Source organism: Pseudocitrobacter sp. CD920760 (assembly GCF_057782505.1).
Genome location: NZ_CM173490.1, coordinates 954670 through 979445 on the forward strand (window position 1 = coordinate 954670; position 24776 = coordinate 979445).

Sequence of the window (24776 nt, forward strand, 5' to 3'; positions counted from 1 at the left end):
AAAAAGTGATTTAGTTTACCAGCGAGAAGGGGATGTCAAAAGAGAGTGTAGCGAATTTACCTGGCTTCCAGCGCAAAGACTTCAAAGCCTGCGGGCGTTACGCGCCAGCGCACGTTGAAATCAAGGAGCCACACGGCGTAGGTTTTCCCTTCTTCTTCATTCTTACGGTAGGCCGGACGCGGGTCCTGCGCCAGTACTTCATGGATAAACTGCTGTAGTCGCGGGTAGCGTTTTTCCAGGGATAAAATTTGTTGCTGCACTTCACGGGTAAACGCGATATCGACAGCGGCCTGCGGCGCGTCCTGCGCATAGCTGGCGTTGGCGTGCGGCAGGGCTTCGGCAAACGGCAGATAGGGTTTGATATCCACCACCGGCGTGCCGTCCACTAAATCCAGGCTACCCAGTTCGAGGATCACCTGGTCTTTGTGGGTGCGGATCCCCCGCAGCTCAACCAGCGACATGCCGATGGGATTCGGGCGAAAGGTCGAACGCGTAGCGAAGACGCCCATGCGGGCATTGCCGCCCAGACGAGGGGGGCGAACCGTGGGGCGCCAGCCGCCTTCCATCGTCTGATGGAAAACAAACAGCACCCATAAATGGCTGAACCCTTCCAGGCCACGAACGGCGTCGGCCTGGTTATAAGGCGCAATCAAGTGAAGTTCGCCGCCGCCGCTTTTCACCAGACCTGGCTGGCGCGGTACAGCGAACTTCTCTCTATACGGCGAGCGGATAATGCCTATCTGCTCGAACTGGAAGGTGCTCATTTCGCCGAAACGTTAAGCGCCGAACCGATACATACGGCCTGACGATAGCAGCCTGGCGTACCGCTGGTGACTTCGCAGCTGTGCAGCAGAACCGCATTCGCTTTCATTTTAGAGGCGTTGATCTGCATACGCTTGCGGGCGGTCGGGATGTTTGGCGGAGAGTCCTGATTGGTTGCCTGGCAGGAATCGCCGGAGACTTCACCTAAATCGCGGAAAGGTTTGCCGACCAAATCTTCCGCCTTGGTGTAGATTCTCACCGGGGTGGCGCGGACAGGTTTTGGTTTTACGGTTTCCGTTTTAGGCGTAGACGCGGTGCTTTGAACAGGTTCAACGGGAGATCTGTTTAGCATCGAACAGCCGCCTAACATCAGTGCTATTAAACAGATCGGTAAAGCACGCATAGTATTTCCTCGAATTATGATAGACCAGCGCTTATTGAATCAGGTGCTTGCAGAAATGACAAGACGGGCATGCGCCCGTCCTGAAAGATAGTGCTTAGCGGGGGTAACTTACCAGCCTTTTACCGCGCCACCGTTGAAGACTTTGTTTGCGGCTTCGTACACTTCGTCAGACTGGTAAGCCTCAACGAATTTCTTCACGTTTTCCGCGTCTTTGTTATCTTCGCGAGTCACGATCAGGTTAACGTACGGGGAGTCTTTGTCTTCAACAAAGATGCCGTCTTTTGCCGGGGTCAGGCCAATCTGGCTGGCGTAAGTGGTGTTGATTACCGCCAGCGCGATTTGCGCGTCATCCAGAGAACGTGGCAGCTGCGGCGCTTCCAGTTCAACAATCTTCAGGTTTTTCGGGTTCTCGGTGATATCCAGAACGGTTGGCAGCAGGCCAATACCGTCTTTCAGTTTAATCAGACCCACTTTCTGCAGCAGCAGCAGGGAACGGCCAAGGTTGGTCGGATCGTTAGGTACGGCAACCTGAGAACCTGGCTGCAGTTCGTCCAGCGATTTAACTTTTTTCGAGTAGCCCGCGATAGGGTAAACGAAGGTCGCGCCAACGGAGACCAGTTTATAGCCGCGGTCTTTGATCTGCTGATCGAGATACGGTTTGTGCTGGAAGGCGTTTGCATCGATGTCGCCTTTGCTCAGCGCTTCGTTAGGCAGCACGTAGTCATTGAAGGTCACCAGTTCTACGTCCAGGCCGTATTTTTCTTTCGCCACTTTCTGGGCAACTTCAGCAACCTGCTGTTCTGCGCCGACAATCACGCCGACTTTGATGTGGTTGGGATCTTTCTCGTCCTGACCGCAACCCGCCAGTGCCAGAGTACCGATCAGAGCGCCGACCGCCGCAAAAGTTTTAAACTTAAACGCCATGTTATTTCCTTAATTCTTCGAGTTGTGTTGTCTATACTCTTCATCCTTCAAGTTGCTTCTGTGTTGGCTGCGGATTACTCGGCTCATCCATGAGCCTCGCCCTTACGGGCCACCGCTTTGCGGTGTTCAAATCTGTTCCTGACAGATTTGTCGCTCACCCCAGTCACGTACTTATGTACGCTCCTGGGGATTCACTCTCTTGCCGCCTTGAAGCAACTCGAATGATTTTGAGTATATTACGTTATTTATGAGTCACAGTCCGAACGATGCGATCGCCAGATAGCTGAATTAAATAAACCAGAACGACCAGTAATACCAGTACTGTATTCATTACCGTCGCGTTATAGCCGATATAACCGTACTGGTAGCCAATCTGACCCAGACCACCTGCGCCGACGGCACCGCCCATCGCGGAATAACCAACCAGCGTAATCAGCGTGATGGTTGCGGCATTCACCAGGCCAGGCAGCGCTTCCGGCAGCAGAACCTTACGGACGATCTGCATCGGCGTGGCGCCCATTGCGCGGGAGGCTTCAATCAACCCGGTCGGGATTTCCAGCAGGGCGTTTTCAACCATACGGGCGATAAACGGCGCAGCGCCAACGGTCAGCGGAACGATAGCCGCCTGCAAACCGATTGACGTGCCGACGATCACGCGGGTAAACGGAATCATCCACACCAGCAAGATAATAAAAGGAATAGAACGGAAGATGTTTACCAGCGCCGACAAAATGCGGTAGAGCTTTGCGTTCTCAATAATTTGCCCCGGACGCGTGACATACAGCAGCACGCCCGCCGGTAAGCCGATTACAAAACCGAAAAAGCCGGACACAAAGGTCATCGCCAGCGTTTCCCAGACGCCGCGCGCCAGTAACCACATCATTGGCTCAGACATAACCCAGTACCTCTACTTTTACATGGTGTTGTTGCAGCCAGGCAATGGCGGCTTGTGTATCGTTTTGTTCGCCGTGCATTTCAGTCAGCATAATGCCGAACTTCACGCCGCCGGCGTAATCCATCTGCGCGCTAATAATGTTGTTGTTGACGTTGAAGCGACGGGCGGTCTCTGAGAGCAGCGGCGCATCAACGGATTGGCCGGTGAACTCCAGGCGCAGCATCGGCACGCTGTCGGCGAACGGTTCGGCTTTCAGGCGCGCCTGATAGTCGTCCGGAATGTCCAGATGCAGCGTGGACTGAATAAACTGTTGCGCCAACGGGGTTTTCGGATGGGAGAAGACTTCGCTCACCGTATCCTGTTCAATCAGCTCACCGTTACTGATGACGGCCACGCAATCGCAGATGCGCTTCACCACGTCCATTTCATGGGTGATGAGCAGGATAGTCAGCCCCAGACGGCGGTTAATGTCTTTCAGCAGTTCGAGAATCGAGCGGGTGGTCGCCGGGTCCAGCGCGCTGGTGGCTTCATCGCACAGCAGCACTTTCGGGTTGCTTGCCAGTGCGCGGGCAATCGCCACGCGCTGTTTCTGGCCGCCGGAGAGATTTGCCGGGTAGCTGTCATGTTTATCGCCAAGACCGACCAGATCAAGCAGCTCGGTGACGCGACGTTTCACTTCCTCTTTAGAGGTGTTGTCCAGCTCCAGCGGTAATGCCACGTTACCAAAAACGGTACGGGAGGAGAGCAGGTTAAAGTGCTGGAAAATCATGCCAATTTGACGGCGTGCTTTGGTCAGCTCACCTTCAGAAAGCGCGGTCAGCTCCTGGCCGCCTACTTCAACGCTTCCCTGGGTTGGGCGCTCAAGCAGGTTCACGCAGCGAATCAGCGTACTTTTACCCGCGCCGGATGCGCCAATGACGCCGTAAATCTGCCCGGCAGGAACATGCAGGCTAACGTTGTTCAACGCCTGTATGGTGCGGTTCCCCTGCTGGAACACTTTGGTGATATTCGAAAGTTTAATCATTAGACTATTTATTATCGCTTATGGGTTTGCCGTGGCATTTTCTTCTGCCAGAAACGGTCGATAGCCGTCAACTGAACGGATGTTAAGGCATCCAGACGTCTAAATCAATCCGGCTTTGTACGATCAGCACTTTATTGCCCGTCGAAACATGAGATACTAGCGTCACACGCCTTATTCAGGAGCAACACGGTGGCAAAGTCTGTACCCGCTATTTTTCTCGATCGTGATGGCACGATTAATGTCGATCATGGTTACGTCCATGAAATAGATGATTTCGAATTTATCGATGGCGTTATTGATGCCATGCGTAAATTAAAAGAAATGGGTTATGCGCTGGTGCTGGTGACTAACCAGTCCGGGATTGCGCGCGGCAAATTTACCGAAGCGCAGTTTGAAACCCTGACTGAGTGGATGGACTGGTCGCTGGCCGATCGCGGTGTTGACCTGGATGGCATCTATTATTGCCCGCATCACCCGCAGGGAACGGTAGAAGAGTATCGCCAGGTGTGTGATTGCCGTAAACCGCATCCGGGCATGTTCAAATCCGCCCAGGAGTATCTGCACATCGATATGGCTTCTTCTTATATGGTGGGCGATAAACTGGAAGACATGCAGGCCGCTGCGGCAGCTAATGTCGGCACGAAGGTTCTGGTTCGCACCGGCAAGCCGGTAACAGAGGAAGCGGAACAGACGGCAGATATCGTGATTAACAGCCTTGCAGACCTGCCTGCGCTGGTTAAATCGCATAGCTAAGCCCTGCTTAAATGGCGGATTGTGGATAACTCTGTGGGCAAGTGGGTATAAAGTGGGGTGTTGCTGTGGAATGCAGCAGTCAGTCATTTTTCTGTCATTTTTCTATTGCGGCCTACAGAGAACTCCCTATAATGCGCCTCCATCGACACGGCGGATGTGAATCACTTCACACAAACAGCCGGTTCGGTTGAAGAGAAAAATCCTTGAAAATGGGGTTGACTCTGAAAGAGGAAAACGTATTATACGGGACCTCGCAACGGTGAGCGTAAAGCCGCGTTGCAACTGCTCTTTAACAATTTATCAGACAATCTGTGTGGGCACTCAATGATACGGATTCTTAACGTCGCAAGACGATAAATGAATACCAAGTCTCTGAGTGAACACGTAATTCATTACGAAGTTTAATTCACGAGCATCAAACTTAAATTGAAGAGTTTGATCATGGCTCAGATTGAACGCTGGCGGCAGGCCTAACACATGCAAGTCGAACGGTAACAGGAATCAGCTTGCTGATTCGCTGACGAGTGGCGGACGGGTGAGTAATGTCTGGGAAACTGCCTGATGGAGGGGGATAACTACTGGAAACGGTAGCTAATACCGCATAACGTCGCAAGACCAAAGAGGGGGACCTTCGGGCCTCTTGCCATCGGATGTGCCCAGATGGGATTAGCTAGTAGGTGGGGTAACGGCTCACCTAGGCGACGATCCCTAGCTGGTCTGAGAGGATGACCAGCCACACTGGAACTGAGACACGGTCCAGACTCCTACGGGAGGCAGCAGTGGGGAATATTGCACAATGGGCGCAAGCCTGATGCAGCCATGCCGCGTGTATGAAGAAGGCCTTCGGGTTGTAAAGTACTTTCAGCGAGGAGGAAGGTGTTGAGGTTAATAACCTCAGCAATTGACGTTACTCGCAGAAGAAGCACCGGCTAACTCCGTGCCAGCAGCCGCGGTAATACGGAGGGTGCAAGCGTTAATCGGAATTACTGGGCGTAAAGCGCACGCAGGCGGTTTGTTAAGTCAGATGTGAAATCCCCGGGCTCAACCTGGGAACTGCATTTGAAACTGGCAAGCTTGAGTCTCGTAGAGGGGGGTAGAATTCCAGGTGTAGCGGTGAAATGCGTAGAGATCTGGAGGAATACCGGTGGCGAAGGCGGCCCCCTGGACGAAGACTGACGCTCAGGTGCGAAAGCGTGGGGAGCAAACAGGATTAGATACCCTGGTAGTCCACGCTGTAAACGATGTCGACTTGGAGGTTGTGCCCTTGAGGCGTGGCTTCCGGAGCTAACGCGTTAAGTCGACCGCCTGGGGAGTACGGCCGCAAGGTTAAAACTCAAATGAATTGACGGGGGCCCGCACAAGCGGTGGAGCATGTGGTTTAATTCGATGCAACGCGAAGAACCTTACCTACTCTTGACATCCACGGAACTTTTCAGAGATGAATTGGTGCCTTCGGGAACCGTGAGACAGGTGCTGCATGGCTGTCGTCAGCTCGTGTTGTGAAATGTTGGGTTAAGTCCCGCAACGAGCGCAACCCTTATCCTTTGTTGCCAGCGGTTCGGCCGGGAACTCAAAGGAGACTGCCAGTGATAAACTGGAGGAAGGTGGGGATGACGTCAAGTCATCATGGCCCTTACGAGTAGGGCTACACACGTGCTACAATGGCATATACAAAGAGAAGCGACCTCGCGAGAGCAAGCGGACCTCATAAAGTATGTCGTAGTCCGGATTGGAGTCTGCAACTCGACTCCATGAAGTCGGAATCGCTAGTAATCGTAGATCAGAATGCTACGGTGAATACGTTCCCGGGCCTTGTACACACCGCCCGTCACACCATGGGAGTGGGTTGCAAAAGAAGTAGGTAGCTTAACCTTCGGGAGGGCGCTTACCACTTTGTGATTCATGACTGGGGTGAAGTCGTAACAAGGTAACCGTAGGGGAACCTGCGGTTGGATCACCTCCTTACCTTAAAGAACCGTTCCTTGAAGTGTCCACACAGATTGTCTGATGAAAATTAGCAGTAAAAAATCTCTGCAGGCTTGTAGCTCAGGTGGTTAGAGCGCACCCCTGATAAGGGTGAGGTCGGTGGTTCAAGTCCACTCAGGCCTACCAAATCCGTTCTGATACTGCGTTGCGGAATGACTCGCATACTTCAGTATGCTTCGCCCTCCCACGCCTTGTCTCAAAACGAATTACGGTTCAGAGATTGACCTACGATGGGGCTATAGCTCAGCTGGGAGAGCGCCTGCTTTGCACGCAGGAGGTCTGCGGTTCGATCCCGCATAGCTCCACCATCTTTACTGCAAAAACCAAGAAAACTTCAGAGTACACTGAATAAGTGTGCTGCGAAGTTTTGCTCTTTAAAAATCTGGATCAAGCTGAAAATTGAAACGACACACTTTTAAGTGTGTTCGAGTCTCTCAAATTTTCGCAACACGGTGGTGTTTTACGAAACATCTTCGGGTTGTGAGGTTAAGCGACTAAGCGTACACGGTGGATGCCCTGGCAGTCAGAGGCGATGAAGGACGTGCTAATCTGCGATAAGCGTCGGTAAGGTGATATGAACCGTTATAACCGGCGATTTCCGAATGGGGAAACCCAGTGTGATTCGTCACACTATCATTACGTGAATACATAGCGTAATGAAGCGAACCGGGGGAACTGAAACATCTAAGTACCCCGAGGAAAAGAAATCAACCGAGATTCCCCCAGTAGCGGCGAGCGAACGGGGAGCAGCCCAGAGTCTGAATCAGCATGTGTGTTAGTGGAAGCGTCTGGAAAGTCGCACGATACAGGGTGAAAGTCCCGTACACCAAAATGCATATGTTGTGAACTCGAAGAGTAGGGCGGGACACGTGGTATCCTGTCTGAATATGGGGGGACCATCCTCCAAGGCTAAATACTCCTGACTGACCGATAGTGAACCAGTACCGTGAGGGAAAGGCGAAAAGAACCCCGGCGAGGGGAGTGAAAAAGAACCTGAAACCGTGTACGTACAAGCAGTGGGAGCCTCTTTATGGGGTGACTGCGTACCTTTTGTATAATGGGTCAGCGACTTATATTCTGTAGCAAGGTTAACCGAATAGGGGAGCCGAAGGGAAACCGAGTCTTAACTGGGCGTTAAGTTGCAGGGTATAGACCCGAAACCCGGTGATCTAGCCATGGGCAGGTTGAAGGTTGGGTAACACTAACTGGAGGACCGAACCGACTAATGTTGAAAAATTAGCGGATGACTTGTGGCTGGGGGTGAAAGGCCAATCAAACCGGGAGATAGCTGGTTCTCCCCGAAAGCTATTTAGGTAGCGCCTCGTGAACTCATCTTCGGGGGTAGAGCACTGTTTCGGCTAGGGGGTCATCCCGACTTACCAACCCGATGCAAACTACGAATACCGAAGAATGTTATCACGGGAGACACACGGCGGGTGCTAACGTCCGTCGTGAAGAGGGAAACAACCCAGACCGCCAGCTAAGGTCCCAAAGTCACAGTTAAGTGGGAAACGATGTGGGAAGGCTCAGACAGCCAGGATGTTGGCTTAGAAGCAGCCATCATTTAAAGAAAGCGTAATAGCTCACTGGTCGAGTCGGCCTGCGCGGAAGATGTAACGGGGCTAAACTGTGCACCGAAGCTGCGGCAGCGACACTATGTGTTGTTGGGTAGGGGAGCGTTCTGTAAGCCGTTGAAGGTGTGTCGTGAGGCATGCTGGAGGTATCAGAAGTGCGAATGCTGACATAAGTAACGATAAAGCGGGTGAAAAGCCCGCTCGCCGGAAGACCAAGGGTTCCTGTCCAACGTTAATCGGGGCAGGGTGAGTCGACCCCTAAGGCGAGGCCGAAAGGCGTAGTCGATGGGAAACAGGTTAATATTCCTGTACTTGGTGTTACTGCGAAGGGGGGACGGAGAAGGCTATGTTGGCCGGGCGACGGTTGTCCCGGTTTAAGCGTGTAGGTGGGAAGTTTAGGTAAATCCGGACTTCTGTTAACACTGAGACGTGATGACGAGGCACTACGGTGCTGAAGTAACAAATGCCCTGCTTCCAGGAAAAGCCTCTAAGCATCAGGTAACATTGAATCGTACCCCAAACCGACACAGGTGGTCAGGTAGAGAATACCAAGGCGCTTGAGAGAACTCGGGTGAAGGAACTAGGCAAAATGGTGCCGTAACTTCGGGAGAAGGCACGCTGATATGTAGGTGAAGCGGTTTACCCGTGGAGCTGAAATCAGTCGAAGATACCAGCTGGCTGCAACTGTTTATTAAAAACACAGCACTGTGCAAACACGAAAGTGGACGTATACGGTGTGACGCCTGCCCGGTGCCGGAAGGTTAATTGATGGGGTTAGCGGCAACGCGAAGCTCTTGATCGAAGCCCCGGTAAACGGCGGCCGTAACTATAACGGTCCTAAGGTAGCGAAATTCCTTGTCGGGTAAGTTCCGACCTGCACGAATGGCGTAATGATGGCCAGGCTGTCTCCACCCGAGACTCAGTGAAATTGAACTCGCTGTGAAGATGCAGTGTACCCGCGGCAAGACGGAAAGACCCCGTGAACCTTTACTATAGCTTGACACTGAACATTGAGCCTTGATGTGTAGGATAGGTGGGAGGCTTTGAAGTGTGGACGCCAGTCTGCATGGAGCCAACCTTGAAATACCACCCTTTAATGTTTGATGTTCTAACGTAGACCCGTGATCCGGGTTGCGGACAGTGTCTGGTGGGTAGTTTGACTGGGGCGGTCTCCTCCCAAAGAGTAACGGAGGAGCACGAAGGTTAGCTAATCCTGGTCGGACATCAGGAGGTTAGTGCAATGGCATAAGCTAGCTTGACTGCGAGCGTGACGGCGCGAGCAGGTGCGAAAGCAGGTCATAGTGATCCGGTGGTTCTGAATGGAAGGGCCATCGCTCAACGGATAAAAGGTACTCCGGGGATAACAGGCTGATACCGCCCAAGAGTTCATATCGACGGCGGTGTTTGGCACCTCGATGTCGGCTCATCACATCCTGGGGCTGAAGTAGGTCCCAAGGGTATGGCTGTTCGCCATTTAAAGTGGTACGCGAGCTGGGTTTAGAACGTCGTGAGACAGTTCGGTCCCTATCTGCCGTGGGCGCTGGAGAATTGAGGGGGGCTGCTCCTAGTACGAGAGGACCGGAGTGGACGCATCACTGGTGTTCGGGTTGTCATGCCAATGGCATTGCCCGGTAGCTACATGCGGAAGAGATAAGTGCTGAAAGCATCTAAGCACGAAACTTGCCCCGAGATGAGTTCTCCCTGACTCTTTAAGAGTCCTGAAGGAACGTTGAAGACTACGACGTTGATAGGCTGGGTGTGTAAGTGCAGCGATGCATTGAGCTAACCAGTACTAATGAACCGTGAGGCTTAACCTTACAACGCCGAAGATGTTTTGGCGAAGAGACATCGATAAGTAAGCTTGATAACAGATTAAATTAACCGGCGTAAGCGGGTTAATACAACAGAATTTGCCTGGCGGCACTAGCGCGGTGGTCCCACCTGACCCCATGCCGAACTCAGAAGTGAAACGCCGTAGCGCCGATGGTAGTGTGGGGTCTCCCCATGCGAGAGTAGGGAACTGCCAGGCATCAAATTGCAGTAAACCGGGATGAAAATCCGGGTAGTGACAAAGAAATTCGGTGGAGCGGTAGTTCAGTCGGTTAGAATACCTGCCTGTCACGCAGGGGGTCGCGGGTTCGAGTCCCGTCCGTTCCGCCACTTATTAAGAAGCCCTGAGTTAACGCTCAGGGCTTTTTTTCGTCCACTGATTGATTATTGCGTTATCAGCAAAAATCCTCTGCATTTTTCACTCTTTTTCTCCCCCATCCGTATCGCCATAATCCTCTTTACTATCAAAACAAAGGATTTAAGAGGAACACTATGTCTATCCCTGCATTTGGTCTTGGTACTTTCCGTCTGAAAGATGACGTGGTCATTGCTTCGGTAAAAACCGCGCTGGAACTGGGTTATCGCGCGGTTGATACCGCACAAATCTACGATAACGAAGCCGCCGTGGGTCAGGCGATTGCTGAAAGCAGCGTACCCCGTGAAGAGATCTTTATCACCACCAAGATCTGGACCGAAAATCTGAGCAAAGAGAAGCTGATCCCAAGCCTCAAAGAGAGCCTTAAAAAGCTGCGTACCGATTATGTCGATTTAACGCTGGTCCACTGGCCATCGCCAAACAACGCCGTCTCTGTCGAAGAGTTCATGCATGCGCTGCTGGAAGCCAAAAAACAGGGCCTGACGCGTGAAATCGGTATCTCTAATTTCACCATCCCGTTGATGGAGCAGGCGATAAGCGCGGTTGGTGCTGAGAATATCGCGACCAATCAGGTCGAGCTTTCCCCGTATCTGCAAAACCGGAAAGTGGTGGACTGGGCGAGTGAGCACGGCATTCACATCACCTCTTACATGACGCTGGCTTACGGCAAGGCGCTGAAAGATGAAACCATTGTGCGTATTGCCGCAAAACATAATGCTACGCCAGCACAGGTGATTCTGGCATGGGCGATGGGGGAAGGTTACTCGGTGATTCCTTCTTCTACCAAACGTGAAAACCTGGCAAGTAACCTGCTGGCGTTGAAACTGCAACTGGATGGCGAAGACAAAAAAGCGATCGCTGCCCTGGATTGCAACGATCGCCTGGTCAGCCCGGAAGGCCTGGCGCCGAACTGGGATTAACTCTCCTGCGTGCGGGTAGCAAAGCTGCCCGCATGTTCACTCAGGAAATCAATGAATGCCCGGATACGCGGGCTCACCGCTTTATCACTGTAATACACTGCGCTAAACGGCATCTCGACCGGTACCCGCTGTTCGGCGAGCAGTTCCACGAATTCTCCCCGCTCCAGTTCCTTCGTAATCATGTAATCCGACAGACACGCAATCCCATTTCCGTTCAGGCAGAGTTGTTTAATGGTTTCTCCACTATTGGACGACAGCCCACTGGTAATTTCATGCAACTGGCCATCACAACAGGAGACCGGCCAGGTATTCAACGTAGCCGGTTCGGTAAAGCCTAAACAGAGATGATCCTTAAGATCGGCGACGGTATCAGGTTTACCATGACGCGCGATGTATTCCGGCGAGGCGACTATCTTGCGATAACTGGTAAATAGCGGCCTGGCACGCAGGCTGGAATCGCTTAACGCCCCGGCTCGAATCGCCACATCGACCTTTCTCTCAATCAGATTGATAAACGTCTCCGAGGAGACCAGCGAAAGCGTGATTTCCGGATAGCGTTCGCGAAAGGGCTTAATCAGCGGCGTCAGGAAATTGAGCGTCACGGGCGTCGCGGCATCCACACGTAGCACTCCACGCGGTACGCGGCGCGTCTCCATGACTTCATCTTCAGCAGCGGCCATCTCCTGAAGAATCACCTGCACACGGCGGAAATAGCGCTCGCCTTCTTCCGTCAGGCTGAGCTGGCGCGTCGTGCGGTTGAGCAGGCCGACCCCCAGCTTAGACTCCAGCTTTTTTACGGCCCGGCTGACCGCCGAGTTGGCCTGGCCGAGCTGCTCCGCCGCACGGCTGAAGCTGCCGCTTTCGACGACGGCAACGAAAATGGCAATTTCTTCTGAGGTTGCTTTCATTATTGCACCTGATGCAAAATTCAATTGATATTTTGATGGTTTTTGTTATTAAAACATCCCGGCATACTTCGTGTCATCTTAATACTGAATGATGTGGAGTAAATTATGCCTCTGGCGTTACTTGCGTTGACTATCAGTGCCTTTGCGATAGGCACAACGGAATTTGTGATTGTTGGACTGGTGCCAACCATTGCTGACCAGCTATCTATCTCTCTGCCGTCCGCCGGCCTGCTGGTTTCTATCTATGCATTAGGTGTCGCCATTGGCGCACCGGTTCTGACTGCACTCACCGGTAAACTGCCGCGCAAACAGCTATTGCTGGGGCTGATGGTGCTGTTTACGTTGGGTAACCTGCTGGCCTGGCAGGCTCCGGGCTATGCCACGTTAGTGTTGGCTCGCCTGATGACGGGCCTGGCGCATGGCGTATTCTTCTCAATTGGCTCCACAATCGCCACCAGCCTGGTGCCGAAAGAGAAAGCTGCTTCCGCGATTGCTATTATGTTTGGCGGGCTGACCGTCGCGCTGGTGACCGGTGTACCGTTAGGCACGTTTATCGGTCAGCACTTCGGCTGGCGTGAAACGTTCCTCGCGGTCTCCATGCTGGGCGTGATTGCCTTAATCGCCAGTGCGATTCTGGTGCCGAATAACATTCCCAGCCGTGCGCCAGCCAGCCTTCGCGAACAGGTTAAGGTGCTGACACATCCGCGTTTACTGATGATTTATGCGGTGACCGCGCTCGGCTACGGTGGCGTATTTACGGCGTTCACTTTCCTTGCGCCGATGATGCAAAACCTGGCCGGTTTTACACCGAGTGCAGTGAGCTGGATCTTACTGGGGTACGGGGTTTCGGTGGCCATTGGCAATATCTGGGGCGGCAAGCTGGCAGATAAACATGGTGCGGTGCCGGCGCTGAAATTCATCTTTGCTGCGCTGATGGTTTTGCTGTTGGTGTTCCAGTTCACCGCCTCTATGCAGTATGCCGCGCTGGCGACGGTGCTGGTGATGGGGATATTTGCTTTCGGTAACGTTCCGGGTCTGCAGGTCTATGTGGTACAGAAAGCGGAGGAGTACACGCCTTCAGCGGTTGACGTGGCTTCCGGGCTTAACATCGCCGCCTTTAACATTGGCATCGCATTGGGTTCTATTATCGGCGGCCAAACGGTAGAGCATTATGGCCTGGCGCAAACCCCGTGGATTGGCGCTGTGATTGTTCTGGTTGCTCTGTTGCTGATTGGCCTGAGCGGTCGCCTGGATAAGACGCCTCGCGTAGTATTAGGCTAATACAAAACGAGTAAGCACTTGCTTACAGAAGTTCACACAGCTTTATCGCGATTGGCGTTGAAACTGTAAGCAAAAATCCCTATAACTGAAGAACCACCCTGGAAACAGGTTGGTTCTTTGTTTATTGAGGTCAAAAAAAAGAAAGTGCGAAAAAATACCTATGCTATGCGTTACATCGCCGGTCAACCTGCGGAGCGAATTTTGCCTCCGCCTGGGATGTATGCAGGTATGGGGCAGGCACTGCCCGCGGGTACACCGTTAAGTACTGAAGAAAATATTCGCGTTCTGGTGTGGAACATCTTTAAGCAGCAGCGAGCCGAATGGTTGTCGGTGCTGAAAAATTTTGGCAAAGATGCCCACCTGATGCTGCTTCAGGAAGCGCAAACCACGCCCGAGCTGGTAAAGTTTGCGACCACCAACTATTTAGCCGCGGATCAGGTCCCTGCATTCGTCCTGCCACAGCATCCCTCTGGTGTGATGACGCTCTCCTCTGCGCAACCGGTCTATTGCTGCCCGCTGCGCGAGCGCGAACCTATTCTGCGCCTGGCAAAATCTGCGTTAGTGACCGTTTACCCACTTCCTGACTCGCGTCTGCTGATGGTGGTGAACATCCACGCGGTGAATTTCAGCCTTGGCGTCGATGTTTACAGTAAACAACTGCTGCCAATTGGCGATCAGATTGCGCACCACAGTGGCCCGGTGATTATGGCCGGTGATTTTAATGCCTGGAGCCGCCCGCGCATGAATGCGCTCTATCGCTTTGCCCGCGAAATGTCGCTGCGCGAAGTGCGTTTTTCCGATGACCAGCGCCGTCGCGCGTTTGGTCGCCCACTCGATTTTGTCTTTTATCGCGGTTTGAATGTGCACGATGCATCGGTTCTGGTGACGCGTGCTTCCGATCATAACCCGCTACTCGTCGAATTCAGTCCCGGCATACCTGTCAAATAGAGGTGCGTCAGGTCTGCCATGGGCAGACCTGATCCTTCAGTGCTGCCCTTTATTTCAAACACAACCAAGGACAGCACAATGACAACACATTCCCACCATGACAACGTTGAAAAACAGTTTGGCTCTCAGGCGCAAGCCTATTTAACCAGCGCGGTACATGCCTCAGGCCGTGATTTACAGCGGCTGAAAGCCCGTCTGGCGGATTTCCCTGAGGCTCACCTGCTGGATTTAGGCTGCGGTGCAGGACACGCCAGTTTTGTCGCGGCGGGTGAAGTGGCGCAGGTCACGGCTTATGATTTATCCAGCCAGATGCTGGCGGTGGTCGCTCAGGCGGCAACGGAGAAGGGGCTGGATAATGTCTCTACCCGTCAGGGTTATGCCGAATCATTGCCTTTTGAAGCGGCTAGTTTTGATGTGGTGATTAGTCGCTATTCGGCGCACCACTGGCACGATGTGGGTCAGGCCCTGCGGGAAGTGAAGCGAGTACTGAAGCCGGGCGGTACGCTGATTATTATGGATGTGATGTCACCAGGTCATCCGGTACGCGATATCTGGCTGCAAACGGTTGAAGCGCTGCGCGATACTTCCCACGTTCGCAACTACTCCAGCGGTGAGTGGCTGGCGCTGGCGGCAGAAGCCGGGCTGGCGGTGGATAATCTGATTACCGACAGGTTGCCGTTGAATTTCGCTTCATGGGTTGAGCGTATGCGCACGCCTGCGGCGCTGTGCGAGGCGATACGGCTCTATCAGGAGAGTGCGTCTGCGGAGGTGAAAACGTGGTTCGCGTTACAGGAGGATGGCTCCTTTACCAGCGATACCATCATGTTTGAAGCGCATAAAGCACGCTAGAAACAAAAAAGGCACCGGAAAACGGTGCCTTTTTTCTTATTTGCCGATCAGGAATCCGGACGGTCGTTATTTTTCACAAACAACGTCAGCTGATCGCCGGGTTTCAGGTTGTCAGTATCATCGTTCCAGCGCATCACATCTTTGATGTTCACACCGTGACGTTTAGCAATACTGGACAGCGAGTCGCCTTTACGCACGCGATAGGTAATGCTATCGCTGTTTTTAGCAAGCTGCGCTGCGCTGTTACCTGCGCCAACCGTTAAGCTCTGACCAATCTTCAGATTATTGCCGCGCAGGTTATTCCACTGCTTCAGGTTGCTCGCAGACACGCCGAGACGTGATGCGATACCTGACAGGGTGTCACCTGAGCGCACTTTATAGCTGCGGCTCTGCAATGGCGTATTGTCAGCAACCAGCGTTGGCTGGACTGCGGCAATATCACCTGAAGCCAGCGATTCACGCAGCTGGTCAGCATGCTTCTGCGGCACCATCACGTACTTCGGGCCACTTGCGCCCAGCGTGGAGCCTTTTACGCCCGCGTTAAACGTCTTCAGCTTGTTGACTGAAATACCCGCCATATCGGCCAGTTGTTTCATTTCAACAGGGCTATCGAGACGTACTCGCGCCAGTGCACGGCTTTCATCTGGTGTTGGCAGTCGCACACCGTAACGCTTACTGTTTTTGAGAATATCGCTCAAAGCCAGCATTTTCGGTACGTAAAGCTTGGTTTCCTGAGGCAGCGGCAGCGACCAGAAATCGGTGGGTTTACCACGCGCTTTGTTCGCTTTCATTGCCTTCATTACACGGCCTTCACCGCTGTTGTACGCCGCCACGGTTAATAACCAGTCGCCGTCAAACATCTTGTTAAGACGCTGCATCATGTCCAGCGCTGCTGTTGTGGAGGCAACAACATCGCGACGTGCGTCGTAACTGCGGGTCTGTTTCAGACCGTAATTGCGCCCTGTGCTCGGAATGATCTGCCAAATGCCTGCGGCATTGGCGCCAGACGTTGCGTGCGGGTCAAAAGCGCTCTCCACTATGGGTAGTAATACCAGCTCCATAGGCATGTTACGTTTCTTAACTTGCCCGGCTATCCAGTACATATACGGCTCTGCCCGTAAAGTTACATCGTGGAGATAGCTCTTATTGCTTAAATACTTCTGTTTCTGTTCGCGAATCCGGGTATTTTCCGGAATTCCCATCTTTAGCTCGTCGCCAATGGAAGCCCACAAGTCCTGATCCTGCGCGTAGAATGTCCCATCGTCCATCCACCGCGCCTGACTTGCAAACTTACCCGCTTCTCCTTGACTAGCCGCAGAAAGGCTCTGTGCGTGCTGTTGGATATTGCCATCGTGCTTTGACGCCTGGCACCCCACGAGCAGGACAGAGGCGAGTAATATCGCTTTTGCCTTCATGTGTGTGTCAATAGTTGCTTAAAAGACGACCGATCATAACGGCGAACTTTTCAAAACGCAACCGTGAAGTATCAGGAGTTGTCTTTCTTTGCCCTTAACCATGCAAAACGCTCAGAAGGTTGTAGCAATTTTGTTTCTTTTGAAATTTCATTAATAAAATCAGTGTCATCCGTTCTTAAAAAAATATTATTACGACGCTCATTTTTCAGAGTAACGGGGAGTGTCTTTTGATTTTTAGCACGTAACTCCTTAACTTCTCGATAGTATTCATTTATGAACAAATCATGCGGTAGGATACTCAGGGCAAACTTCATATTTGATAAAGTGTACTCATGTGCACAACAAATTAACGTATCGTCAGGAAGCGCGCTTATTTTCTTAAGTGATTGATACATTTGGATTGCTGTGCCTTCAAAAAGCCGCCCGCAGCCGCCAGAGAACATAGTATCGCCGCAAAATAGATAAGGCATGTTAAAGAAACAGATATGTCCTAAAGTGTGACCTGGCGTGGCGATAATACAAAATTCCTGTCCGAGAACGGACACATTGTCCCCTTCTGCGACCACTTTAGTGGTTCCCTTATCTTGCGTTTCGGCAGGGCCATAGACCTCAATATGTGGAAAATGCTGACGCAATTCGGCCACGCCGCCAACATGATCGGCATGATGATGGGTCAGGAAAATCGCTTCCGGCTGCCAGTTGTTTTCTTTTATTGCACGCAGAACCGGTGCGGCCTCGCCGGGATCGACAATCAGGCAACGGCCTGCGTCGTCGCTCAGAACCCAGATGTAGTTGTCCTGAAATGCGGGAATACTGTTAAGATTCATAAATTACCTCTTAAAACGAACGGAAGGTTGTGATGAAACCGGCAAGGATACCTCAAACAGTCGCAGCGCCCGGTCATTGGGCTGAAATGCCCTGGGGTGAGTATTATCGCGAGGCGCTGGAGCGTCAACTGAAACCCTGGCTTACGAAACTCTATGGTTTTCATTTGCTTAAAATTGGGAACCTGAGCGCAGAAATTAACACGGAAGCCTGCGCCATCTCGCATCAGGTTAACGTCTCGCTGGCAGGAAACCCGATTCAGGTAAAAGCCGACCCGCTGCAATTACCCTTTGCCGAGAAGTCGGTAGATGCCTGCCTGCTGGCGCATACGCTTCCCTGGTGTTCCGATCCTCACCGCATGTTGCGGGAAGCAGACCGCGTGCTGATTGATGATGGCTGGCTGATTATCACCAGCTTCAACCCCATCAGCCTGGTCGGTTTACGCAAGCTTGTCCCGGTGCTGCGTCATAAAATCCCGTACAACAGCCGCATGTTTACCCTCACGCGTCAGCTGGACTGGCTGGCATTGCTCAATTTTGAAGTACTGCATCAGGGAAGGGTACAGGTTTTGCCCTGGACGAAGCAGGGCGGGAAACTGTTAAGCACGCATCTGCCGGCATTAGGTTGCGTGCAATATATTGTGGCGCGTAAGCGGACGATCCCCTTGACGCTAAACCCGATGAAGCAGAACAAAGCGAAAAGCCGCATCACACAGGCCGTGGGCGCAACGCGGCAATATAAAAAGCCAAACGCTTAAGCGTCTGGCTGGTATCCAGTATCTTCCTGAGTGGGCGAAGACGCCGCCGCGCGCGCCAGTTCATCACAGCGTTCGTTCTCCGGATGCCCGGCGTGACCTTTTACCCACATCCAGCGAATTTCATGCTGGCCAAGCGCCGCATCCAGACGTTTCCACAGATCGACATTCTTAACAGGTTTTTTATCTGCGGTTTTCCAGCCGCGCTTCTTCCAGTTGTGGATCCATTGTGTGATCCCCTGACGTACATACTGACTGTCGGTGCTTAATACCACTTCACAGTGTTCTTTCAGCGCCTCGAGTGCGACAATTGCCGCCATCAGTTCCATGCGGTTGTTGGTTGTCAGATAATAGCCTTCACTGAAGGTTTTCTCCCTCTGACGATAGCGTAAAATGGCGCCATAGCCGCCAGGCCCTGGATTACCGAGGCAAGAACCATCGGTGAAAATTTCTACCTGTTTAAGCATCTCTGGTAGACTTCCTGTATTGAAATCGACACGTAAACGACAAGTCTGACATAAATGACCGATATGAGCACTGCAATTACACGACAGATCGTCCTCGATACGGAAACCACCGGTATGAACCAGATCGGGGCGCACTACGAAGGGCACAAGATCATCGAGATCGGTGCCGTCGAGGTGATCAACCGTCGTCTGACCGGAAATAACTTCCACTTTTATCTCAAGCCCGATCGGCTGGTGGACCCGGAAGCGTTTGGCGTTCACGGTATTGCCGATGAGTTCCTGCTGGATAAACCGACCTTTGGCGAGATTGCCGACGAGTTTATGGATTACATCCGTGGGGCTGAACTGGTCATCCATAACGCATCGTTCGATATCGGCTTTATGGACTACGAGTTTGGCAAGCTGAATCGCGGCATTCCGAAGACCAATACGTTCTGTAAGGTGACCGATAGTCTGGCGCTGGCGAGGAAAATGTTCCCCGGCAAGCGTAACAGCCTCGATGCCTTATGTTCACGTTACGAAATAGACAACAGCAAACGTACTCTGCACGGAGCATTACTCGATGCCCAAATCCTGGCCGATGTTTATCTGCTGATGACCGGCGGCCAGACATCGATGGCTTTTTCGATGGAAGGCGAGGGGCAGCAGCAGGCAGGCGATGTCGGGATTCAGCGCGTTACCCGTGCAGGAAGCAAACTGCGCGTTGTTTTTGCCTCTGACGAAGAGCTGGCGGCGCACGAGTCCCGTCTCGATCTGGTGCAAAAGAAGGGCGGAAGCTGCCTCTGGCGAGCGTAAACCACCTGTTTTTGCTGTGAAAATAGTCATGTGGGCGATTTTTGCAGCAAACGATTCAAAACGTCATAAAAAGCGTTGACGATTCCGAGGCTAACCCGTAATATTCGCCTCGTTCCCAAGGGAACACAGCGGAGCGGTAGTTCAGTCGGTTAGAATACCTGCCTGTCACGCAGGGGGTCGCGGGTTCGAGTCCCGTCCGTTCCGCCACTATTCAAAAGGCCTGAATCAGCAATGATTCAGGCCTTTGTCGTTTTGGAATAACGGGATAATTTCCCCTCACTCCAGCCCAAACCCATCCGCATCCCGCCATGCCGGAAACTTCTCTCTATACTCCCGCAACGCCGTCATCGACAGCTCAGCATCAATGCGCGTCGCCTGGTGTGCGTCGGCGGTGGCGATAATCTCGCCCTGTGGGTTAATCACCCGGCTATCGCCGCGGTAGTGGTGGCCGTTGCCATCGGTGCCGACACGGTTACAGCCTGCGACGTATGCCTGATTCTCAATCGCGCGGGCGACCAGCAGCGCCTGCCAGTGCAGGGAACGTGGTGCGGGCCAGTTGGCGACGTACAGGGCGAGGTCGTAATCGTTGCGATTGCGCGACCACACCGGGAAGCGCAGGTCGTAACACACCAGCGGCAGAATGCGCCAGCCGCGCCATTCAAACACCACGCGTTCGTTGCCCGCTTCATAATGATGATGCTCATCAGCCATGCGGAACAGATGGCGTTTATCGTAAAAATGCACGTTACCTTGCGGTTCGACCAGTAAAAAGCGGTTCACCGGGCCGCGATCGGTTTGTAGTGCCGCGCTACCTGCAATCAGGGCGTTGGTACGTTGTGCCTGCTTTTGCATCCACGAAATCACCTCCTCCTGAGAAGGCGACTGTTTCGCGGCTTCCATCGCAAAACCGGTGGTAAACATCTCCGGCAGGACGATGACATCGCGCCCGCTAATCTCTTCCAGTTGACGATCGAAATGGCGCAGGTTGGCAGGGCCATCCATCCACACCAGCGGTTGCTGCAAAAGCGTAATTTTCAAACCAGGCACGGCGGTCAACTCCTTTATTGCAGGGGGATTTTATAACTTTAACACCTTATCAGGCTGTTGCCGTGCTGCGGAATATTTCGATAAAAAAAGCTGTTATTGGAAATATCTGATTTGCATTTGGCTAGCTTGCCGCTCACTCTTAAGGGGATGAACAACAAGGGCAGGATAAGCCCGGGAGGAATGATGTATAAGGCAATAACCGCTGTCGCTGCGCTGGTCTTTGCAACCAGCGCTATGGCGCAGGAAGACTTGACGATCAGCAGCCTGGCAAAAGGTGAATCGACCAAAGCGGCGTTCAACCAGATGGTGAAAGGGCATAAGCTGCCGGCATGGGTGGTGAAAGGGGGAACGTATACCCCTGCGCAAACCGTTACGCTGGGTGATGAATCTTATCAGGTGATGAGCGCATGTAAGCCGCATGATTGCGGGACCGAACGTGTGGCGGTGCTGTGGTCTGAAAAGTCTAAGCAGATGACCGGCCTGTTCTCGACCGTTGATGAAAAAACGTCGCAGGAAAAATTAACCTGGCTGAACGTGAATGATGCGCTGTCTATTGACGGCAAAACGGTGCTGTTCGCGGCGTTGACCGGCAGCCTGGAAAATCACCCGGACGGGTTTAATTTTAAATAATCGGTTAGTTTGAGCCTGGAAACCATTGCCCGGTGGCGCTGCGCTTATCGGGCCTACGGTTCAACAGATAACAAAACGGAGCCTTTCGGCTCCGTTTTTACATTACGCTGCTTCAATCTTGCGGACTTTCTCCGGCAACTTTACCGGTTTGGTCGCCAGCGCGTCAGCGTCGAAATCATCTACGTTAATACTGCGCAGACGGCTCTCTTCAGCCTTAATCAGAATATTGGCTTCTTCCTGATCGATAAGCCCTTTCGCCAGTGCATTACGCGCCAGTTCATCCAGACGGGTAAACGGCAGGTTTTTGCCAATCTCTTTGCAGATCCGCTGGTGGATAGGGTCCGCGGCCATCACGTCGATCAACGCTTCTTCCAGCAAACCGACCGGGTTATGTTCGCTCGGCGTCAGATACTGACCACGGCCAATACGGGAGCGCGTGGCACATGGCGTTTGCAGGATCTTCGCCACCTGATGGTCCAGCTTATCCGACGGCGCATGATAATGGCGACCGGTCGGGAAGATAACCACGCTCAGCGCACCGGCCACAAAGCGATTCGGGAAGTTCTTCAGCAAATCATCTATCGCCTGCTCTGCCTGATACAGCGCATCCTGCACGCCCCAGTGAACCAGCGGTAAATCGGCTTCGTTACGCCCTTCATCGTCATAGCGTTTCAGTACCGCAGAGGCGAGATAGAGCTGGCTCAGTACATCGCCCAGACGCGCGGAGATACGTTCACGGCGTTTCAGGCTGCCGCCAAGTACCGCCATTGACACGTCAGAGAGCAGCGCGAGGTTGGCGCTCAAACGGTTCAGATTCTGATAGTAGCGGCGCGTCTGGTCATGCGTCGGCGTGGCGCTGGTTAAGCCGCGCGTCAGGCCAAGCCAGAAGCTGCGTACCTTGTTACTGCCCACATGGCCGATATGTTTAAACAGCAGGTTATCAAACGCTTTCACGTCTTTGTTCTGCGCGGCGGCCATTTCGTCCAGCACATACGGATGGCAGCGAATCGCGCCCTGGCCGAAGATCATCATGCTACGGGTCAGGATGTTCGCGCCCTCAACGGTGATAGCAATCGGCGCGCCCTGATAAGCACGGGCGAGGAAGTTGCCTTCGCCGAGCATAATGCCTTTACCGCCGGCGATATCCATTGCATCAATAATTGACTGCTGACCACGGTGGGTACAGTGATATTTCACAATCGCTGACAGCACCGCCGGTTTTTCGCCGAGCATAATGCCGTAGGTAATTAATGATGCTGCCGCATCCATCACGTAGGCGTTGCCGCCAATACGTGCCAGCGGCTCTTCAATCCCTTCCATCTTGCCGATGGAGACTTTGAACTGACGGCGGATATGCGCATACGCCCCGGTCGCCAGTGCGACGGATTTCACGCCGCCCGTCGAGTTCGACGGCAGGGTGATCCCACGGCCAACCGACAGACACTCAACCAGCATACGCCAGCCCTGTCCGGCCATTTTCGGGCCGCCGATGATGTAGTCGATAGGCACGAAGATATCCTGACCACGGGTCGGGCCGTTCTGGAACGGCACGTTCAGCGGGAAGTGGCGACGGCCAATTTCCACGCCTGGCGTGCTGGTCGGAATCAACGCACAGGTAATGCCCAGATTCTCTTCGCCGCCCAGCAGTTTATCCGGGTCGGTGAGTTTGAACGCCAGCCCCAGCACCGTGGCGATAGGCGCCAGCGTAATGTAGCGTTTGTTCCAGGTCAGGCGCATGCCCAGCACCTGCTCGCCCTGCCATTCACCCATGCAAACGACGCCGGTATCCGGAATGGCACCCGCATCGGAACCCGCTTCCGGGCTGGTCAGCGCAAAGCAAGGGATCTCTTGGCCACGTGCCAGGCGAGGCAGATAGTGGTTTTTCTGCTCTTCAGTACCGTAATGCTGTAACAGCTCACCCGGCCCTAATGAGTTCGGTACGCCCACGGTGATCGCCAGAATACCCGACACGCCGGAGAGTTTTTGCAGCACACGCGCCTGAGCATAAGCGGAGAACTCCAGCCCGCCGTACTCTTTCTTAATGATCATCGCAAAGAAGCGATGCTCTTTCAGATACGCCCACAGTTCCGGCGGCAGATCCGCCATTTCATGGGTAATTTCGAAGTCGTTTGCCATACGGCAGGCTTCTTCTACCGGGCCGTCGATAAACGCTTGTTCTTCCGCCGTCAGGCGTGGCTGCGGATAGTTATGCAGCTTTTTCCAGTCCGGGTTACCACGGAACAGGTCGCCTTCCCACCAGGTGGTACCGGCATCAATCGCTTCTTTCTCCGTGCGCGACATCGGTGGCATCACCTTACAGAAGGTGCGGAACACCGGCGCAGAGATCATCGCGCGGCGCATGGAAGGTACGTTGAACGGCACCAGAATAATCGCCAGCGGCACCAGCAGCCAGAGATTCCAAAGCCCTGCTGCGCCAAGTGCAGCGGTCCAGGCCAGTAATATCAGGCTGCTCAGCGTTAAGCTGACGCGGTGATAGAAGAGCACACCGAGTAAAGCAATGGTTGCAACAATACTCAAAATCATCATAGAGAAATGCTCCCTGTCTTGTAGGAGGTCTGACCACTTGTGATAGTATTGTTCTAGTTGATGTCATTTCTTTTAGCAATGTGATTACAAAATAATTACAACTCAGCTCACATTGTTGCCGCTTTCATAGGCACCAAAAATCAAAAGCCATCGGGAAGTGGTGGGCTTTAGCTTCTCGCTGCTGATGCTATCCGGTACACTGTGAAAAAGTTATTTCACCCATACTGAAGGATTATCCTCATGTACCAGGATCTTATTCGTAACGAACTGAACGAAGCGGCAGAAACGCTGGCTAACTTCCTGAAAGATGAAGCCAATATCCACGCGATTCAGCGTGCAGCGGTGCTGCTGGCCGACAGCTTCAAAGCGGGTGGTAAAGTGTTATCTTGCGGTAACGGTGGTTCCCACTGTGATGCGATGCACTTTGCTGAAGAGTTAACGGGCCGCTATCGTGAGAACCGTCCGGGCTATCCGGCGATTGCTATTTCCGATGTCAGCCACCTCTCTTGCGTGAGCAATGATTTCGGCTATGAATATGTCTTCTCTCGTTACGTCGAATCCGTAGGCCGCGCAGGCGACGTTCTGCTGGGGATCTCCACGTCGGGTAACTCCGGCAACGTGATTAAAGCGATTGAAGCGGCGCGCGCGCAGGGGATGAAAGTGATCACCCTGACCGGTAAAGACGGCGGCAAAATGGCGGGCTCTGCGGATATCGAAATTCGCGTGCCGCACTTTGGCTATGCCGATCGCGTTCAGGAAATTCACATCAAAGTGATCCATATCCTGATTATGCTGATCGAAAAAGAGATGGTTAAAGCGTAAGAACGACGGGGCTTCGGCCCCGATTAGCGGTGGGGGTGTAG

General features: G+C 53.0%; 20 protein-coding genes, 4 tRNA genes and 3 rRNA genes. 16 read left to right on the top strand and 11 right to left on the bottom strand.

Annotation, left to right across the window (positions count from 1 at the left end):
• Positions 1–56 precede the first annotated feature (56 nt).
• From tsaA to metN, 5 genes are all read right to left on the bottom strand, one after another.
• The gene (tsaA, locus tag AC1MKH_RS04335) at positions 57–764 is read right to left on the bottom strand and encodes a tRNA (N6-threonylcarbamoyladenosine(37)-N6)-methyltransferase TrmO (RefSeq protein ID WP_276221576.1); all 708 of its coding nucleotides are present in this window, start codon (positions 762–764) and stop codon (positions 57–59) included.
• A complete protein-coding gene (gene rcsF / locus AC1MKH_RS04340; RefSeq protein WP_015965820.1) occupies positions 761–1165 on the bottom strand; it encodes an Rcs stress response system protein RcsF in 405 nt (134 codons plus the stop codon). The genes tsaA and rcsF overlap by 4 nt, the downstream gene beginning before the upstream one ends.
• Positions 1166–1273: 108 nt before the next feature.
• Positions 1274–2089, bottom strand: a complete 816-nt coding sequence (gene metQ / locus AC1MKH_RS04345) for a methionine ABC transporter substrate-binding lipoprotein MetQ (RefSeq protein WP_149463200.1) — start codon at positions 2087–2089, stop codon at positions 1274–1276.
• Between the two features lie 241 nt (positions 2090–2330).
• Entirely contained in the window at positions 2331–2984 is a 654-nt protein-coding gene (locus AC1MKH_RS04350) for a methionine ABC transporter permease MetI (RefSeq protein WP_015965818.1), read from the bottom strand.
• Positions 2977–4008 carry a methionine ABC transporter ATP-binding protein MetN gene (gene metN, locus AC1MKH_RS04355; RefSeq protein WP_231825319.1) on the bottom strand — a complete coding sequence of 344 codons (1032 nt, stop codon included), beginning with the start codon at positions 4006–4008 and terminating at the stop codon, positions 2977–2979. The genes AC1MKH_RS04350 and metN overlap by 8 nt, the downstream gene beginning before the upstream one ends.
• A 189-nt stretch (positions 4009–4197) precedes the next feature.
• Here metN and gmhB point away from each other — a divergent pair, with 189 nt between their 5' ends.
• The 8 genes from gmhB (at position 4198) to dkgB (ending at position 11447) form a co-directional block, all read left to right on the top strand.
• Entirely contained in the window at positions 4198–4761 is a 564-nt protein-coding gene (gene gmhB, locus AC1MKH_RS04360; protein ID WP_276221570.1) for a D-glycero-beta-D-manno-heptose 1,7-bisphosphate 7-phosphatase, read from the top strand.
• A gap of 423 nt (positions 4762–5184) precedes the next feature.
• Positions 5185–6726: ribosomal RNA gene (locus AC1MKH_RS04365) — 16S ribosomal RNA — on the top strand.
• 70 nt (positions 6727–6796) lie between these two features.
• Positions 6797–6873 (top strand) — tRNA-Ile (locus AC1MKH_RS04370).
• 106 nt (positions 6874–6979) lie between these two features.
• Positions 6980–7055: transfer RNA gene (locus AC1MKH_RS04375), tRNA-Ala, on the top strand.
• A gap of 176 nt (positions 7056–7231) precedes the next feature.
• A 23S ribosomal RNA gene (locus AC1MKH_RS04380) occupies positions 7232–10138 on the top strand.
• 96 nt (positions 10139–10234) lie between these two features.
• A 5S ribosomal RNA gene (gene rrf, locus AC1MKH_RS04385) occupies positions 10235–10350 on the top strand.
• Together the 16S, 23S and 5S rRNA genes with 3 tRNA genes alongside form the textbook arrangement of a ribosomal RNA operon.
• A 54-nt stretch (positions 10351–10404) precedes the next feature.
• Positions 10405–10481, top strand: a tRNA-Asp gene (locus tag AC1MKH_RS04390).
• Between the two features lie 162 nt (positions 10482–10643).
• Entirely contained in the window at positions 10644–11447 is an 804-nt protein-coding gene (dkgB, locus tag AC1MKH_RS04395; RefSeq protein WP_276223043.1) for a 2,5-didehydrogluconate reductase DkgB, read from the top strand.
• On the opposite strand, the gene yafC is transcribed toward dkgB, so the two are convergent.
• Complete coding sequence (yafC, locus tag AC1MKH_RS04400) at positions 11444–12355, bottom strand: DNA-binding transcriptional regulator YafC (protein WP_276223041.1); 912 nt, start codon at positions 12353–12355, stop codon at positions 11444–11446. The two genes, dkgB and yafC, sit on opposite strands and share 4 nt — an antisense overlap.
• A gap of 105 nt (positions 12356–12460) precedes the next feature.
• On the opposite strand from yafC, the gene AC1MKH_RS04405 reads away from it, so the two are divergent.
• From AC1MKH_RS04405 to AC1MKH_RS04415, 3 genes are all read left to right on the top strand, one after another.
• Positions 12461–13636 carry an MFS transporter gene (locus AC1MKH_RS04405; protein ID WP_276223040.1) on the top strand — a complete coding sequence of 392 codons (1176 nt, stop codon included), beginning with the start codon at positions 12461–12463 and terminating at the stop codon, positions 13634–13636.
• 144 nt (positions 13637–13780) lie between these two features.
• Positions 13781–14584: an endonuclease/exonuclease/phosphatase family protein gene (locus AC1MKH_RS04410; RefSeq protein WP_041686313.1), complete on the top strand. Its 804-nt coding sequence runs from the start codon at positions 13781–13783 to the stop codon at positions 14582–14584.
• A gap of 78 nt (positions 14585–14662) precedes the next feature.
• Complete coding sequence (locus AC1MKH_RS04415) at positions 14663–15433, top strand: class I SAM-dependent methyltransferase (RefSeq protein ID WP_276223037.1); 771 nt, start codon at positions 14663–14665, stop codon at positions 15431–15433.
• Positions 15434–15480: 47 nt separating this feature from the next.
• On the opposite strand, the gene mltD is transcribed toward AC1MKH_RS04415, so the two are convergent.
• Complete coding sequence (mltD, locus tag AC1MKH_RS04420; RefSeq protein ID WP_276223035.1) at positions 15481–16848, bottom strand: murein transglycosylase D; 1368 nt, start codon at positions 16846–16848, stop codon at positions 15481–15483.
• 71 nt (positions 16849–16919) lie between these two features.
• Positions 16920–17675 (bottom strand): hydroxyacylglutathione hydrolase, encoded by a 756-nt coding sequence (gene gloB / locus AC1MKH_RS04425; protein ID WP_327621910.1) that lies wholly within the window; start codon positions 17673–17675, stop codon positions 16920–16922.
• A gap of 32 nt (positions 17676–17707) precedes the next feature.
• Here gloB and AC1MKH_RS04430 point away from each other — a divergent pair, with 32 nt between their 5' ends.
• A complete protein-coding gene (locus AC1MKH_RS04430) occupies positions 17708–18430 on the top strand; it encodes a class I SAM-dependent methyltransferase (protein ID WP_276223031.1) in 723 nt (240 codons plus the stop codon).
• Here AC1MKH_RS04430 and rnhA read toward each other — a convergent pair.
• Positions 18427–18894, bottom strand: coding sequence for a ribonuclease HI (rnhA, locus tag AC1MKH_RS04435; protein WP_276223029.1), 468 nt, complete (start codon positions 18892–18894; stop codon positions 18427–18429). The two genes, AC1MKH_RS04430 and rnhA, sit on opposite strands and share 4 nt — an antisense overlap.
• Positions 18895–18957: 63 nt before the next feature.
• Between rnhA and dnaQ the strand changes: the two genes are divergently transcribed.
• Together dnaQ and AC1MKH_RS04445 are read left to right on the top strand one after the other, a co-directional pair.
• Positions 18958–19689, top strand: a complete 732-nt coding sequence (gene dnaQ, locus AC1MKH_RS04440) for a DNA polymerase III subunit epsilon (protein WP_276223027.1) — start codon at positions 18958–18960, stop codon at positions 19687–19689.
• Positions 19690–19819: 130 nt separating this feature from the next.
• Positions 19820–19896: transfer RNA gene (locus AC1MKH_RS04445), tRNA-Asp, on the top strand.
• Positions 19897–19965: 69 nt separating this feature from the next.
• On the opposite strand, the gene AC1MKH_RS04450 is transcribed toward AC1MKH_RS04445, so the two are convergent.
• On the bottom strand, positions 19966–20736 hold the full coding sequence (locus AC1MKH_RS04450) for an amidohydrolase (RefSeq protein ID WP_276223025.1): 771 nt from the start codon (positions 20734–20736) through the stop codon (positions 19966–19968).
• A gap of 183 nt (positions 20737–20919) precedes the next feature.
• Here AC1MKH_RS04450 and ivy point away from each other — a divergent pair, with 183 nt between their 5' ends.
• On the top strand, positions 20920–21366 hold the full coding sequence (gene ivy / locus AC1MKH_RS04455; protein WP_223145812.1) for an Ivy family C-type lysozyme inhibitor: 447 nt from the start codon (positions 20920–20922) through the stop codon (positions 21364–21366).
• Between the two features lie 102 nt (positions 21367–21468).
• Here the strand turns inward: ivy and fadE are convergent, their stop codons facing one another.
• Positions 21469–23913 (bottom strand): acyl-CoA dehydrogenase FadE, encoded by a 2445-nt coding sequence (gene fadE, locus AC1MKH_RS04460; RefSeq protein ID WP_276223023.1) that lies wholly within the window; start codon positions 23911–23913, stop codon positions 21469–21471.
• Positions 23914–24153: 240 nt separating this feature from the next.
• Here fadE and lpcA point away from each other — a divergent pair, with 240 nt between their 5' ends.
• The gene (lpcA, locus tag AC1MKH_RS04465; RefSeq protein WP_015965778.1) at positions 24154–24735 is read left to right on the top strand and encodes a D-sedoheptulose 7-phosphate isomerase; all 582 of its coding nucleotides are present in this window, start codon (positions 24154–24156) and stop codon (positions 24733–24735) included.
• The last annotated feature ends 41 nt before the right edge of the window (positions 24736–24776 follow it).